This is a genomic window from Streptomyces sp. 147326, from assembly GCF_045000215.1.
Classification (GTDB): domain Bacteria; phylum Actinomycetota; class Actinomycetes; order Streptomycetales; family Streptomycetaceae; genus Streptomyces.
This window is the reverse complement of the sequence record NZ_CP134201.1, coordinates 6,869,558-6,884,554: the sequence shown is the minus strand read 5'-3', so window position 1 is coordinate 6,884,554 and position 14,997 is coordinate 6,869,558. Positions and strand designations below refer to the sequence as shown.

Below are 14,997 nucleotides of genomic sequence, written 5' to 3'. Positions count from 1 at the left end.
TGTATTGGCTTCAGGACTGGGGCCGTGCCATGGCCTTCACGAAGGCCTTTTCGACGTCGAGGGTGGACAGGACGCCGTAGATGGCGCCGCCGGGTTCGAGGACGAGGTACTCGGTGGCGGGGTTGGCGCGGAGGCGCTCGAGGAGTTCTTCGCCGGTGAGTTCCGCGGAAACCTTCATGCCGTCGGTGAGGTCCTGGGCGAGGGTGCTGACGGCGACCCAGGGGCGGCGGTGTTCGGGTACGGAGGCGATGGCGCTCTCGCGGACGATGGCGGTGGGGTCGCCGTGGCCGTCGACGACGACGAGGGCGCGTGCTCCCGCTTCGTTGGCCCGGCGCAGGGCTTCGGAGAGGGGGGTGGCGTTCTCGACGGGGATGGCGCGGCGGGTGAGGGTGCGGGCGCGTAGGTCGGGGAGGTGTTCGCGCAGGCGGGCCATGCGCAGGCTGTTGCCGGCTCCGGTCCAGATGATGGCGGCGAGGATGGCGGCGAGCAGGGCGTCCATGACGGTGTCCATGCCGCCGATCTCCTGGGTGCGGTTGCCGAGGAGTCCGGTGTGGGTGAGCAGGGGCAGGCCGAGGAGGACGGCGATGGCGAGGCCGCGGCCGACCCAGGCGGCGGCGACGGTGCCGGCCATGGGCTTTCCGGTGATGCCCCAGATGACGGCGCGGAGCATGCGGCCGCCGTCGAGGGGGAGGCCGGGGAGCAGGTTGAAGGCGGCGACGAGGAGGTTGGAGATCATCAGGCCGGCGAGGAGGACGCCGGGGACGCTGGCCGGGTCGACGGCTTTCATGCCGAGGTAGAAGGCTCCGGAGAGGAGGAGGGAGAGGAGGGGGCCGACGAAGGCGAGGACGAATTCGCGGCCGGGGGTCTCGGATTCCTTTTCGATCTCGGAGACTCCGCCGAAGAACTGGAGCTGGATGCGGCGCACGGGGAGTTTGAAGCGGAGGGCGGCGACGGTGTGCGCGAGTTCGTGGACCAGGACGGAGGCGTAGAAGGCGACGGCGAAGAAGAGGGAGACGAGGTAGCGGACGGGTCCGAGGTCGGGCAGGACGCGGTCGAGCTGGTCGCCGAAGACCCAGGTGATGAGGGCGGCGACGAGGAACCAGCTGGGCGAGACGTAGACGGGTACGCCGAAGGGGCGGCCCATGAGGATTCCGCCGCCCGGTCCGGAGCGCCGGCCCGGGCGCTCGCCGGTTTCGTCGGTGTCTGCCACGGCTGTCCTTCGTTCCTCGGGGTCCCCCCGGACGGAGTCCCGGGGATCGGTGTTTCCAGTGTGGTCCGCAGTGCGTAAGCGGGCGGTGATGCTCCGATCATGCAGTGCGAGGGGGTCCGGCGTCGATGGTATGCGCGTGCTGTCGGCGGCGGGTCGTAGGGTTTTGTCCATGACGACGAGCCCCGGTGCTGCGCCAGGCGCAGCCGATGCCGCGACGCCGAGCGCCGTGGCGCCCGCTTCGCTCTCCCCTTCGCGGGCGAGCGATTTCATGCAGTGCCCCCTGTTGTACCGGTTCCGGGTGATCGACAAGCTGCCGGAGAAGCCCAGTGCTGCGGCTACCCGCGGAACGCTGGTGCATGCGGTGCTGGAGCGGCTCTTCGATCATCCGGCGCCGGAGCGGACGGCTCCGCGGGCGAAGGCGTTGGTTCCGGGGCAGTGGGACCGGTTGCTGGAGGCGAAGCCGGAGCTGACGGAGCTGTTCCCGGAGGGTGACGAGGGGGCGGGGCTGGCACGGTGGCTGACGGAGGCGGAGGCGCTGGTCGAGCGGTGGTTCACGCTGGAGGACCCGACGCGGCTGGAGCCGGTGGAGCGGGAGTTCTTCGTGGAGACGGAGCTGGAGTCGGGGCTCCGGTTGCGGGGGATCATCGACCGGGTGGACGTGGCGCCGACGGGTGAGGTGCGGATCGTCGACTACAAGACGGGCAAGGCGCCGCGGCCGGAGTATGCCGAGGGTGCGTTGTTCCAGATGAAGTTCTACGCGCTGGTGGTGTGGCGGCTGAAGCAGGTGGTGCCGCGGCGGCTGCAGCTGGTGTATCTGGGCAGTGGGGACGTGTTGACGTACGACCCGGTGGTGGCGGACCTGGAGCGGGTGGAGCGGAAGCTGCTCGCTTTGTGGGAGGCGATCCGGGAGGCGACGGAGTCGGGTGAGTGGCGGCCGCGGCCGACGAAGCTGTGCGGCTGGTGTGACCATCAGGCGGTGTGTCCGGAGTTCGGGGGGACTCCCCCGCCGTATCCGCTGGTGATCGGCCCGCGGCCGGGGTCGGAGCGCCCGGCGGAATCATGATCGTCGGATCAGGGCAGAATGGACGGGCTCGCCGTAGCCGTCCGACGAATACGAGGTAGACCCCGTGGCCATCCGCGTCCTGCTGGTCGACGACCAGCCACTTCTGCGCACCGGCTTCCGGATGATCCTGGAGGCCGAGGAGGACCTGGCGGTGGTCGGTGAGGCCGGGGACGGTCTGCAGGCGCTGGACCAGGTGCGGGCGTTGCAGCCCGATGTGGTGCTGATGGACATCCGGATGCCGCGGATGGACGGGGTGGAGGCGACCCGGCAGATCACCGGGCCGGGACGGGACGGGCCGGCGAAGGTGCTGGTGCTGACGACGTTCGATCTGGACGAGTACGTGGTGGAGGCGCTGCGGGCGGGGGCGAGCGGGTTCCTGCTGAAGGATGCGCCGGCCGCGGAGCTGGTGCAGGCGATCCGGGTGGTGGCGGGTGGTGAGGCGATGCTCGCGCCGAGCATCACGCGGCGGCTGCTGGACAAGTACGCGGGGCATCTGCCGTCGGGTGAGGAGAGCGTCCCGGACACGCTGGGGACGCTGACCGAGCGTGAGGTCGAGGTGTTGAAGCTGGTGGCCCGGGGGCTGTCGAACGCGGAGATCGCGGCGGACCTGTTCGTGAGCGAGACGACGGTCAAGACGCATGTGGGGCACGTGCTGACGAAGCTGGGGCTGCGCGACCGGGTCCAGGCGGCCGTGTACGCGTACGAGAGCGGTCTGGTGCGTCCCGGCGCCCAGTAGCGGCGGTCGGGGACGCGAACGGGCCGGCAGCCGCGTGGTGCGGCTGCCGGCCCGTTGTGCGTGGCCCGGTCGGGGGTCAGCCCTTGCTGATCTCCCAGAAGCGGAAGACGGTCGAGGCGTCGAGGGACCACTGGAGGCCGCTCACGTTCTGGCGGGTGACGGCGTACTGCTTGCCCTGCCAGAGGGGGAGGATCGGGAGCTCGTCGGCGACGATGTCCTGGAGCCGGTTGTAGTCCGTGTTGGCCGCGGTGCGGTCGGACTTGGCGGAGGTCGACGGGATGATCGTCCCGGTGATCTCCTTGTTCTCGTAGTTGTTGTGCAGGACGTTGTCCGGGCCGAAGAACGGCTGCGTGAAGTTGTCGGCGTCCGGGTAGTCGGGGACCCAGCCCTTCACGTAGATGCCGTACTTGCCGTCCTGGATGTCCTTCTCGTACTGCTCGAACTCGACGGACTTGACGTCGGCGTCGAAGAGGCCGCTCTCGTTGAGCTGCTTGGCGATGACCTCGAACTGCTGGTCGGTGGAGGGGCCGTAGCGGGACGGGGTGGAGTACAGGGTCAGCTTGACCTTGCCGTTGATGCCGGCGGCCTTGAGGGCGGCCTTGGCCTTCTCGGGCTGGGGGGAGCCGCCGTAGCGGTCGAAGAACGGGGTGGTGTGGCCGGCGATGCCGGTCGGCACGATGGAGTAGAGCGCGGTGGCGGTGCCCGCGTACACGTCACGGACGAGCGCCTCGCGGTCCACGAGGTAGGCGATGGCCTTGCGGACGGGCAGCTTGCCGACGACGGGGTCGTTGACGTTGAAGACCATGTGCTCGACCTCGGCGCCGGTGCCCTGGACGACGTCGACCTTGTTGTCGCCGGTCTTGGTCGAGGCGAGGGCGGCGATGTCCTTGGCGGCGAGGCCGCGGAACGCGAAGTCCACGTCGCCGCTCTCCAGGACCTTCTTGAGGCCGCTCTGGTCGCCGTTGAAGAACTTCAGCGTGACGCCGGTGTTCTTGGCCTTGGCCTTGCCGGTGTAGGAGTCGTTGACCGAGAAGGTGGCGCTCTTGTCGCTGAACGAGTCGAGCTTGTAGACGCCGGAGCCGATCGTCTTGTTGTCCGTACGCAGCTTGTCCGCCGGGTACTCGCTGTGGTCGACGATGGAGCCCGCACCGGATGCGATCTTGCTGGGGAAGGTCGCGTCGGAGGTCTTGAGGCGGAAGATGACGGTCTTGTCGTCGGGGGCGTCGATGCCGGCGATCGACGAGAGCATCACGGCCGGGCCGTTCTCGTCGTTGATCTTCAGCGTGCGCTCGAAGGAGAACTTGACGTCCTTCGAGGTGAGGCTGTGGCCGTTGCTGAACTTCAGGCCGGCGCGCAGGGTGCACTTGTAGAGCTTGCTGTCCGCGCCCTCGAAGCCGCAGGACTGCGCGGCGTCGGGCTCGGGGGTGGTACCGCCCTTGGGGAAGCTCAGCAGCGACTGGAAGACGTTGTTGAAGAGCAGCCAGGAGCCCGGGTCGTAGCCCGAGGCCGGGTCGGTGGACTTCACCTTGTCGGATATGCCCATGACCACGCCCTTGCCGCTGCCGGCATTGGAGCCATCGGTCGAACCGCAACCGCTGAGCAGCGCGGCGGCGGTGGCTGCGCCGAGCGGAGCCGCCAGCCACTGGTTACGTCGATTCACGCGAACGTCCTTCACAGTCGAACTGTTTCGTTGCCCGGCTCGCGACACCCGCTGCCGGTCGTTGCCTTGCTCAGCCGCTTACGCCGCGGCCGAGCTCCCACAGCTGGAGGTCGGAGATGGCGTTGACCGACCACTCCACTCCGGTGATCCCGTCGCGTGCGGCGACGTACTGCTTGCCCTGCCACAGGGGCAGGACGGGTACGTCCTCGGCGACGATGTCCTGTATCTCCGTGATCGCGGGGACGGCGACGCCTCGGTCGGCGGCGCGCCGCGATTCGGGGATGAGCCTGGTGCGCACCGTGTTGTTGGCGTACGGCGTGCCCAGGAAGTTGTCCTGCTCCAGGAACGGAGCGAGGAAGTTGTCGGCGTCCGCGTAGTCGGGGAACCAGCCGAGCCCGTAGGCGGCGTGGTCGCCCTTCTTCTGCGCGGGACGGAATTCGGCCCACTCGCTGCCCTGGACGGTGATGTCGAAGAGCTGGGTGGAGTTGAGCTGGGCCTTGAGGGCCTCGAACTCGGCGGCCGTGCCGTCGCCGTAGTGGTCGTTGGTGTAGTGCAGGGTCAGCTTGACCGGGGTCTTGATCCCGGCTTCCTTCAGCAGCGCGGCGGCCTTGGCCGTGTTGGCCTCGCCGTACTTGTTGTAGAAGGAGTTGACGTGGCCGGTCACGGTGGTGGGGACCAGCGAGTAGAGCGGCTGCGCGGACTTGCCGTAGACCTTGGAGATCAGTGCGCCGCGGTCGACGGCGGCGGCGAGGGCCTGGCGCACGGCCTTGTCCTTGACGACCGGGGCCTCGGTGTTGAAGCCGAGGTAGCGGATCTCCAGGCCGGGCATCGGGACGAGCTTGACGCCCTTGGGCGGCTGGGCGGAGTACTCGGTGATCTGGGCGGGCGACAGGGTGCGGGAGACCATGTGGATCTTCCCGTCGGTGAGCGCCTTGCCCATGGCCGGGGAGTCGGGGAAGGTGCGCAGTTCGACCTTGTCGTTCTGCAGCTTGATGTCGCCCTTGTAGTTCGGGTTCTTGCTGAAGACGGCGCGGACGAGCCGGTTGTCCTTGACTTCGGCCTTCATCGTGTACGGGCCGGAGCCGTCCACGGAGAAGCCCTCGCGGAGCTTCTTGGCGTCGTAGTTCTTCTCGCTGACGATGCCGGCGGCGGGGGTGGAGAGCTTGTACGGGAAGGTCGCGTCCGGGGTCTTCAGGTGGAAGACGACGGTGTCGGCGCCCTTGACCTCGACGTTGTCGAGGGTGGAGAGCAGCGAAGAGGGGCCGTTCTCGTCCTTGATGGCGAGGACGCGGTCGATGGAGAACTTGACGTCCTTGGCGGTGAGCGGGTCACCGCCGGCGAACTTGAGGCCGGGGCGCAGGGTGCAGCGGTAGCTCTCGTTGCCGGCGTCGGTGAAGCGGCAGGCGGAGGCGGCTTCGGGGACGGGCTGGCCGCCGCCGCGCGGGGTGTGCATCAGCGTCTGGACGGTCTGGCGCAGGACGTTCCAGGCGCCGGCGTCGTAGGCGTAGGCCGGGTCGAAGGGGGCGGGAGCGAAGTCTGCGGCTTCGAACCGGTCGGTGGTCCCGACGACGATCGCTCCGGATCCTGCTCCTCCGCCGCTCGCGCTGCCGCATGCGGCGAGCACGGGGGTGAGCAGTCCGGCCGCGGCCGTCAGCACCATGGTCTTGCGGTTCATGCTGGAAGTACTCCCTGTAACCGGCACTTGCTCAAAGCGGCGTAAAGGGCACTTCGCGGCGGTCGCCCGTTCAGGGCGGAACGATCGGGCCGGTGAGTGACGATCGGTCCACGCGGTCCCGGCACAGGGGTGTGCGTCCGGGACGGCAGAGGTTGCGGCTTGGTGCCCGCGTTGACACTAGTGGCCCGGGACGGGATGGCTGGAACTGGCCGGACTTGGGGTGTAATCGCACCGTGATGGGAGCGAACTGGCTGTTCATGCGCAGGGGTGCGCAGATTCGGTCAGCAACTGATCAATCCGGACACAAGGGAAGGCGTAGGAGCCCCTGGACAGGCCCATGGGGGGTTTGGCGCGTGACCAAGGTCACTCTGAGCAACCGCCCCGGAGGGGGATGGAATTTCAGCCTCCGGGGCCCGTGACGGAAGATCCTTCCGCTGGACCTCCATCCAGCAGGCGTTCCGTTCGGTACGGAGCGTGCTCAGGGTGTGTCGTTCCGTGTCGGCGCCTGCGCATGCGTGCCGAGGTTGCCGTGGGTAACCGGGGGGGGTGCCGCGGCGGGGCGGGGGCCCGCTCAGTTCATCGGGGCGATGAGGGAGCGCAGGAACGCCAGGTCCACGTCCTCCAGCGAGCGCACGACCGTACGTCCCGGAGCCGGTTCGATCACGCCCACCGAGGGGATCGCCACGACCCGGCAGCCGGCGGCCTCGGCGGCCGCCACCCCGGTGCTGGTGTCCTCGATGACCGCGCAGCGCGAGGGGTGGGCGCCCAGCGTCCGCGCCGCGAGCAGGTACGGGTCCGGGTGCGGCTTGGTCCGGGCGACCTCGTCACCGGCGACCGTCATCGTGAAGCGGTCCCGGCCGAGGGTGAGCAGGACCTGGTCGATGACCCGGCGGTGCGATGCGGAGACGAGGGCGGTGGGCACGTTGTGCCGGGCCAGCTCGGCCAGCAGCCGCTCGGCGCCCGGCATCAGCGGCACCTGGTCGGCGATGCGGGCCTCGAAGCGCTCGTTGAGCAGGACGCTCAGCTCGGCGAGGCCGATGGCCGCGCCGGTGGCCTCGATCAGGAAGGTCGCGCTGCGGCTCATCGGGCCGCCGACGACCACGTCGCGCCAGGCCTCGTCGAGCCGGTGGCCCAGCTCCTGGAAGATCTCCGCCTCGATCTCCCACCAGAAGCCCTCGGTGTCGACCAGGGTGCCGTCCATGTCGAGGAGCACCGCCTGCAGGGCCGAGCCGTCGGCCGTACGGGCGACGGGGGCGGGAATGGTGCTCGTCATGCGCGGACCTCTCAGAAGGGACGAGAAGGCCGGTCACCTCTTCCCGCGGGGCATACCCCTGGGAACAGGCGACCGGCCTGTATGGGACCGACAAGTGTACGTCGGTTGACCTCAGCGTGCGTTGAAATACTTCGCTTCGGGGTGGTGGATCACGATCGCGTCGGTGGACTGCTCCGGGTGGAGCTGGAACTCCTCCGACAGGTGGACGCCGATCCGCTCCGGCTGGAGGAGGTCGGCGATCTTCGCGCGGTCCTCCAGGTCGGGGCAGGCCCCGTAGCCGAGGGAGAACCGGGCGCCGCGGTACTTGAGGTCGAACATGTCCTCGACCTGGGCCGGGTCCTCGCCGCCGAAGCCGAGCTCGGCGCGGACGCGGGCGTGCCAGTACTCGGCCATGGCCTCGGCGAGCTGGACGGAGAGGCCGTGCAGCTCCAGGTACTCGCGGTACGAGTCGGACTCGAAGAGCTTGGCCGTGGCCTCGCCGATCCTCGAACCGACGGTGACCACCTGAAGGCCGACCACGTCGGTCTCACCGGACTCCTCCGGGCGGAAGAAGTCCGCCAGGCACAGGCGCCGGCCGCGGCGCTGGCGCGGGAACGTGAAGCGGGTGCGCTCGTTGCCCGCCTCGTCCAGGATGATCAGGTCCTCGCCCTTGGACACGCAGGGGAAGTACCCGTAGACGACCGCGGCCTCGAGCAGGTTCTCGGTGTGCAGCTTGTCCAGGAGGCCGCGCAGGCGCGGACGGCCCTCGCTCTCGACGAGCTCCTCGTACGTGGCCCCGCCCGCGCGGGCCTGCTTGAGGCCCCACTGGCCCTTGAAGAGGGCGCCTTCGTCGAGCCAGGAGGCGTAGTCCTTGAGGGGGATGCCCTTGACGACGCGGGTGCCCCAGAACGGCGGGGTGGGGACCGGGTTGTCGGCGGACACGTCGGAGCGGCCGCCCTGCTCCTCGGGCTCCTCCACCTGCGGGAGCGGGGTGTCGCGCTTGGCGACACGGCGCTGCTTGAGCTCGGGGAGGGAGGCGCCGGGAACACCGCGCTTGACGGCGATCAGGGCGTCCATGAGGCGCAGGCCTTCGAAGGCGTCGCGGGCGTAGCGGACTTCGCCTTCGTAGATTTCGTGGAGGTCTTGTTCGACGTAGGCGCGGGTGAGGGCGGCGCCGCCGAGGATGACGGGGTAGTCGGCGGCCAGCTTGCGCTGGTTGAGCTCCTGAAGGTTCTCCTTCATGATCACGGTCGACTTGACGAGGAGGCCCGACATGCCGATCACGTCGGCCTTGTGTTCCTGCGCGGCTTCCAGGATCGCCGAGACCGGCTGCTTGATACCGATGTTGACGACGTTGTAGCCGTTGTTGGTGAGGATGATGTCGACGAGGTTCTTCCCGATGTCATGGACGTCACCGCGGACGGTGGCCAGCACGATGGTGCCCTTGCCCTCGTCGTCGGTCTTCTCCATGTGCGGCTCCAGGAACGCCACCGCCGTCTTCATGACCTCCGCGGACTGCAGGACGAAGGGGAGCTGCATCTGCCCGGAGCCGAACAGCTCACCGACGACCTTCATGCCCTCCAGCAGCGTGTCGTTGACGATGCCGAGGGCGGGGCGGGTCTGCAGGGCCTCCTCGAGGTCCGCTTCCAGGCCGTTCTTCTCCCCGTCGATGATCCGCCGCTGCAGCCGCTCGTCCAGCGGCAGCGCGAGGAGCTCCTCGGCGCGGCCGGCCTTCAGCGACTTGGTGTTGACGCCCTCGAAGAGGGCCATCAGCTTCTGCAGCGGATCGTAGTCACCCGCCCGCCGGTCGTAGATCAGATCCAGGGCGGTGGTGACCTGCTCCTCGTCGAACCGGGCGATCGGCAGGATCTTCGAGGCGTGGACGATCGCCGAGTCCAGGCCGGCCTTCACACACTCGTCGAGGAAGACGGAGTTCAGCAGGACACGCGCGGCCGGGTTGAGGCCGAAGGAGATGTTCGACAGGCCCAGGGTGGTCTGGACGTCCGGGTGGCGGCGCTTGAGCTCACGGATCGCCTCGATCGTGGCGATGCCGTCCTTGCGGGACTCCTCCTGCCCGGTGCAGATCGTGAAGGTGAGGGTGTCGATGAGGATGTCCGACTCCCGGATCCCCCAGTTCCCCGTCAGATCACCGATGAGGCGTTCGGCGATGGCGACCTTGTGCCCGACGGTGCGGGCCTGCCCCTCCTCGTCGATGGTCAGCGCGATCAAAGCCGCACCGTGCTCCTGCGCCAACCGGGTCACCAGCGCGAAACGGGACTCGGGGCCGTCACCGTCCTCGTAGTTGACCGAGTTGATGACCGCACGCCCGCCGAGCTTCTCCAGACCCGCCCGGATGACGGGAACCTCGGTCGAGTCCAGCACGATCGGCAGCGTGGACGCGGTCGCGAAACGGCCCGCCAGCTCCTCCATGTCGGCGACACCGTCACGGCCCACGTAGTCCACGCACAGGTCGAGCATGTGCGCGCCCTCACGGATCTGATCGCGGGCCATCTCCACACAGTCGTCCCAGCGGGCCTCCAGCATCGCCTCACGGAACTTCTTCGACCCGTTCGCGTTGGTGCGCTCACCGATCGCCATGTACGAGGTGTCCTGACGGAAGGGAACCGTCTGGTAGAGCGAGGCCGCACCCGGCTCGGGCTGCGGGGCGCGCTCGGTGACCGCCGCACCGCGGACCCGCTCCACCACCTGCCGCAGATGCTCCGGCGTGGTACCGCAGCAGCCGCCCACCAGGGACAGCCCGTACTCGCGGACGAAGGTCTCCTGGGCGTCCGCCAGCTCGGCGGCGCTCAGCGGATAGTGCGCACCCTCCTTCGTCAACACCGGAAGACCCGCGTTGGGCATGCAGGACAGCGGGATACGGGCATTGCGCGCCAGATACCGCAGGTGCTCGCTCATCTCCGCAGGACCCGTCGCACAGTTCAGACCGATCATGTCGATCCCCAGCGGCTCCAGCGCCGTCAGAGCCGCGCCGATCTCCGAGCCCAGCAGCATGGTGCCGGTGGTCTCGACGGTGACGGAGCAGATCAGCGGGACGGTGACGCCCAGCGCCTCCATCGCCCGCCGGGCACCGATGATCGAGGACTTCGTCTGCAGCAGGTCCTGCGTCGTCTCCACCAGCAGCGCATCCGCGCCGCCGGTGATCAGGCCCTCGGCGTTGATCTGGTAGGCGTCACGGATCTGCCCGTAGGTGATGTGCCCCAGCGTCGGCAGCTTCGTACCCGGCCCCATCGAGCCCAGCACCCAGCGCTGCTGTCCGGTGTTCGCGGTGAACTCGTCGGCGACCTCCCGGGCGATCCGCGCACCCGACTCCGACAGCTCGAAGTTGCGCTCCGCGATGTCGTACTCCGCCAGCGCCGCGTAGTTCGTACCGAAGGTGTTCGTCTCGACGCAGTCCACACCCACCGCGAAATACGCCTCATGCACCGTCCGCACGATGTCCGGACGGGTGACGTTCAGAACCTCGTTGCAGCCCTCCAGCTGCTGGAAGTCCTCCATCGAGGGATCCTGCGCTTGGAGCATCGTTCCCATGGCTCCGTCGGCGACGACCACGCGGGTCGCGAGCGCCTCTCGGAGGGCATCGGCCCGGGTCTGGGTGTCAGCGGGCGGGTTGGGCAACGAAGCCATGGTTGTGCTCCCTGGAATGCGACGGCTGTCGGCTTTGCACCCCCTTCTGTGTCAAGGGTGCACGTCGCCAGCGTAACCGCGAGGCACCGGCCCCGGTGCGGGTGTCCCACGTGGCGGACTGCATTCTGTGGCAGGGGTTGCCGAGGGTGTCCCGGCGACGGTACGTCGAACGGTTCCCCCTCGCTGCGCGAGGTCGGCATCGGCCGATACTGTTCAGCATTGTCGAACCGCATCAAGATGGTCAGTAATGACAGCAAGGTCAGCAGGAGGCTGCGCGATGGCACGGAACATCCAGTCGCTCGAACGAGCCGCTGCGATGCTGCGGCTCCTGGCGGGCGGCGAGCGCCGGCTGGGGCTCTCCGACGTGGCCTCCTCGCTGGGTCTGGCCAAGGGGACGGCCCACGGCATCCTGCGCACCCTGCAGGCCGAGGGCTTCGTGGAGCAGGACCCCGCCTCCGGCCGCTACCAGCTGGGCGCGGAGCTGCTGCGCCTGGGCAACAGCTATCTCGACGTGCACGAGCTGCGCGCCCGCGCCTTGGTGTGGACGGACGACCTGGCCCGGGCGAGCGGCGAGAGCACGTACGTGGGCGTGCTGCACAAGAGCGGGGTGCTGATCATGCACCACGTGTTCCGGCCCGACGACAGCCGTCAGGTACTGGAGGTCGGGGCCATGCAGCCGCTGCACTCGACCGCGCTGGGCAAGGTGCTGTCCGCGTACGACCCGGTCGCGCACACCCAGGCGCTGGAGGTGGAGCGCGAGGCGTTCACCCCCCGTACGGTCACGGACGCCGCGGGTTTCGAGGAGGTCCTGGACCTGACCCGGGCACGCGGCTGGGCCGCCGACGTCGAGGAGACCTGGGAGGGCATCGCCTCGGTGGCGGCGCCGATCCACGACCGGCGCCGGATGCCGGTCGGCGCGGTGGCGGTGGCGGGTGCCGTGGAGCGGGTCTGCGGGGCGTCCGGGGAGCCCCATGCGGCCCTCGTGGCATCCGTACGGGACTGTGCACGATCGGTTTCACGCGACCTCGGCGCGGGCCGGTTCTGACCTTGCTTTAGCACCCCGGAGCGGCCATGTGGCTGCTTTCTGCCCACTTTTCGCCACATCCCGACCGCAGGATGGCTAGATTTGGGCGATCGTACCTAGTGGTAACGATCCGACACCTTGGCCTGGCGGGCTCTTGACGCATTCTTCACTTGGGCGGAAAACTGCCGTTCACCGGTCGGCATTGCCGAACACCTGACGGCAATACGCGCTAGGATGCGACAAGGCCAAGGACCGGTGCAGCACTCACCGAGTGCGCGGAACCACCGGAGGGACCCGGTGTCCGCCCACCCCTGGACGTACGTAAGGAGTCGCGGGTGTCCAGCTCCGACATCTTCATCGGCGAGACCATCGGTACCGCCCTGCTCACACTGCTCGGCGGTGGCGTCTGCGCCGCAGTGACACTCAAGAGCTCCAAGGCCCGCAACGCGGGCTGGCTCGCCATCACGTTCGGCTGGGGATTCGCCGTACTGATCGCCGCCTACGTCTCCGCGCCGCTCTCGGGTGCGCACCTCAACCCGGCGGTCACCGTCGGCCTCGCCGTCAAGACCGGCGAGTGGGGCGACACCCCGGTCTACTTCGCCGGCCAGCTGCTGGGCGCGATGCTCGGCGCGGTCCTGATGTGGATCACCTACTACGGCCAGTTCCGCGTACACCTGGCGGACCCGGAGCACATCCGCGACGCCAAGCTCGGTCCCGAGGACCCGCACCCGCACGATGTGGCCGGTCCCGTGCTCGGCATCTTCTCCACGGGCCCCGAGATCCGTAATGTCGTCCAGAACCTCGCGACCGAGATCATCGGCACCGCCGTACTGATCCTGGCGATCCTGACCCAGGGCCTCCAGGACGACGGCAAGGGCCTCGGTGTCATAGGCGTCCTGATCACCTCGTTCGTGGTCGTCGGCATCGGCCTCTCGCTGGGTGGCCCGACCGGCTACGCCATCAACCCGGTGCGCGACCTCGGTCCGCGCATCGTGCACGCCCTGCTCCCGCTGCCCAACAAGGGCGGCTCCGACTGGGGATACTCCTGGATCCCGGTGGTCGGCCCGCTCGTCGGTGCCGTCCTCGCCGGTGGTCTGTACAACATCGCGTTCGCCTGATCAGCACGGCCGCGTTCGTAAGATCCGCACCGCCCTCCTGATTCCGCCTACTCACCAGACCTGCCAGGAGCAGCCACATGACCAGCAGCACCGGCCCCTTCATCGCCGCGATCGACCAGGGCACCACCTCCTCCCGCTGCATCGTCTTCGACCGTGACGGCCGCATCGTCGCCGTCGACCAGAAGGAGCACGAGCAGATCTTCCCGAAGCCGGGCTGGGTCGAGCACGACGCCTCCGAGATCTGGACCAACGTCCAGGAGGTCGTCGCCGGGGCCATCGCCAAGGCCGAGATCACCGCCGCCGACGTCAAGGCCGTCGGCATCACCAACCAGCGCGAGACCACCCTGCTGTGGGACCGCCACACCGGCGAGCCCGTGCACAACGCGCTGGTGTGGCAGGACACCCGTACCGACACCCTGTGCAAGGAGCTCGGCCGCAACGTCGGCCAGGACCGCTTCCGCCGCGAGACCGGCCTGCCGCTGGCGAGCTACTTCGCCGGCCCGAAGGTCCGCTGGCTGCTCGACAACGTCGAGGGCCTGCGCGAGCGCGCCGAGGCCGGCGACATCCTCTTCGGCACCATGGACTCGTGGGTCATCTGGAACCTCACGGGCGGCGCCCAGGGCGGCGTGCACGTCACCGACGTCACCAACGCCTCGCGCACCATGCTGATGAACCTGCACACGCTGGCCTGGGACGAGAAGATCGCGGAGTCGATGGGCGTCCCGCTCAACGTCCTCCCCGAGATCAAGTCCTCCGCCGAGGTCTACGGCCACGTCAAGGACGGCGTCCTCGCCGGTGTCCCCGTCGCCTCGGCGCTCGGTGACCAGCAGGCCGCCCTCTTCGGCCAGACCTGTTTCGCCGAGGGCGAGGCGAAGTCCACGTACGGCACCGGCACGTTCATGCTGATGAACACCGGCGACAAGATCATCAACTCCTACAGCGGCCTGCTGACCACGGTCGGCTACCAGATCGGCGACCAGAAGCCGGTCTACGCCCTGGAGGGCTCCATCGCCGTCACCGGCTCGCTCGTCCAGTGGATGCGCGACCAGATGGGCCTGATCAAGTCCGCGGCCGAGATCGAGACCCTGGCCTCGTCGGTCGAGGACAACGGCGGCGCCTACTTCGTGCCGGCCTTCTCCGGTCTGTTCGCCCCGTACTGGCGCTCCGACGCCCGCGGTGTGATCGCCGGCCTCACCCGGTACGTCACCAAGGCGCACATCGCCCGTGCCGTCCTGGAGGCCACCGCCTGGCAGACCCGCGAGATCACCGACGCCATGACCAAGGACTCGGGCGTCGAGCTCGCCGCCCTCAAGGTCGACGGCGGCATGACCTCCAACAACCTGCTGATGCAGACGCTCTCGGACTTCCTGGACGCCCCCGTGGTGCGCCCGATGGTCGCCGAGACCACCTGCCTCGGCGCCGCCTACGCCGCCGGCCTGGCCGTCGGCTTCTGGCCCGACACCGACGCCCTGCGCGCCAACTGGCGCCGCGCGGCGGAGTGGACCCCGCGGATGCCCGCCGAGCAGCGGGACCGCGAGTACAAGAGCTGGCTCAAGGCCGTGGAGCGGTCCATGGGCTGGGTCGACGACGAAGACGCCAGCTGACCGCACTCAG

Annotated in this window: 10 protein-coding genes; 5 read left to right on the top strand and 5 right to left on the bottom strand. The window is 68.9% G+C overall.

All coding sequences use genetic code 11. The annotated features are described in order from the left end of the window. Window positions 1-10 precede the first annotated feature (10 nt). Window positions 11-1,210 (bottom strand): site-2 protease family protein, encoded by a 1,200-nt coding sequence (locus RIU97_RS31585; protein ID WP_404960967.1) that lies wholly within the window; start codon window positions 1,208-1,210, stop codon window positions 11-13. A 169-nt stretch (window positions 1,211-1,379) separates the two neighbouring features. Between RIU97_RS31585 and RIU97_RS31580 the strand changes: the two genes are divergently transcribed. Both RIU97_RS31580 and RIU97_RS31575 read left to right on the top strand, forming a co-directional pair. Beyond that, window positions 1,380-2,273 carry a RecB family exonuclease gene (locus RIU97_RS31580; protein ID WP_404963020.1) on the top strand — a complete coding sequence of 298 codons (894 nt, stop codon included), beginning with the start codon at window positions 1,380-1,382 and terminating at the stop codon, window positions 2,271-2,273. A 64-nt stretch (window positions 2,274-2,337) separates the two neighbouring features. Next, entirely contained in the window at window positions 2,338-3,009 is a 672-nt protein-coding gene (locus tag RIU97_RS31575; RefSeq protein WP_030722859.1) for a response regulator transcription factor, read from the top strand. A 76-nt stretch (window positions 3,010-3,085) separates the two neighbouring features. On the opposite strand, the gene RIU97_RS31570 is transcribed toward RIU97_RS31575, so the two are convergent. The 4 genes from RIU97_RS31570 to metH all read right to left on the bottom strand — a co-directional run bounded on the left by RIU97_RS31570 (window position 3,086) and on the right by metH (window position 11,241). After that, window positions 3,086-4,669, bottom strand: a complete 1,584-nt coding sequence (locus tag RIU97_RS31570; protein WP_404960966.1) for an ABC transporter substrate-binding protein — start codon at window positions 4,667-4,669, stop codon at window positions 3,086-3,088. A 70-nt stretch (window positions 4,670-4,739) separates the two neighbouring features. Next, window positions 4,740-6,344, bottom strand: a complete 1,605-nt coding sequence (locus RIU97_RS31565) for an ABC transporter substrate-binding protein (RefSeq protein WP_404960965.1) — start codon at window positions 6,342-6,344, stop codon at window positions 4,740-4,742. A gap of 571 nt (window positions 6,345-6,915) precedes the next feature. Further along, window positions 6,916-7,617 carry an HAD family hydrolase gene (locus RIU97_RS31560; protein WP_404960964.1) on the bottom strand — a complete coding sequence of 234 codons (702 nt, stop codon included), beginning with the start codon at window positions 7,615-7,617 and terminating at the stop codon, window positions 6,916-6,918. Between the two features lie 111 nt (window positions 7,618-7,728). Next, the gene (gene metH, locus RIU97_RS31555; RefSeq protein ID WP_404960963.1) at window positions 7,729-11,241 is read right to left on the bottom strand and encodes a methionine synthase; all 3,513 of its coding nucleotides are present in this window, start codon (window positions 11,239-11,241) and stop codon (window positions 7,729-7,731) included. 277 nt (window positions 11,242-11,518) lie between these two features. On the opposite strand from metH, the gene RIU97_RS31550 reads away from it, so the two are divergent. The 3 genes from RIU97_RS31550 (at window position 11,519) to glpK (ending at window position 14,987) form a co-directional block, all read left to right on the top strand. After that, window positions 11,519-12,286: an IclR family transcriptional regulator gene (locus RIU97_RS31550; RefSeq protein WP_404960962.1), complete on the top strand. Its 768-nt coding sequence runs from the start codon at window positions 11,519-11,521 to the stop codon at window positions 12,284-12,286. Between the two features lie 314 nt (window positions 12,287-12,600). After that, window positions 12,601-13,383, top strand: a complete 783-nt coding sequence (locus RIU97_RS31545; RefSeq protein WP_404960961.1) for an MIP/aquaporin family protein — start codon at window positions 12,601-12,603, stop codon at window positions 13,381-13,383. Window positions 13,384-13,460: 77 nt separating this feature from the next. Then, a complete protein-coding gene (gene glpK, locus RIU97_RS31540) occupies window positions 13,461-14,987 on the top strand; it encodes a glycerol kinase GlpK (RefSeq protein WP_404960960.1) in 1,527 nt (508 codons plus the stop codon). Window positions 14,988-14,997: the final 10 nt, after the last annotated feature.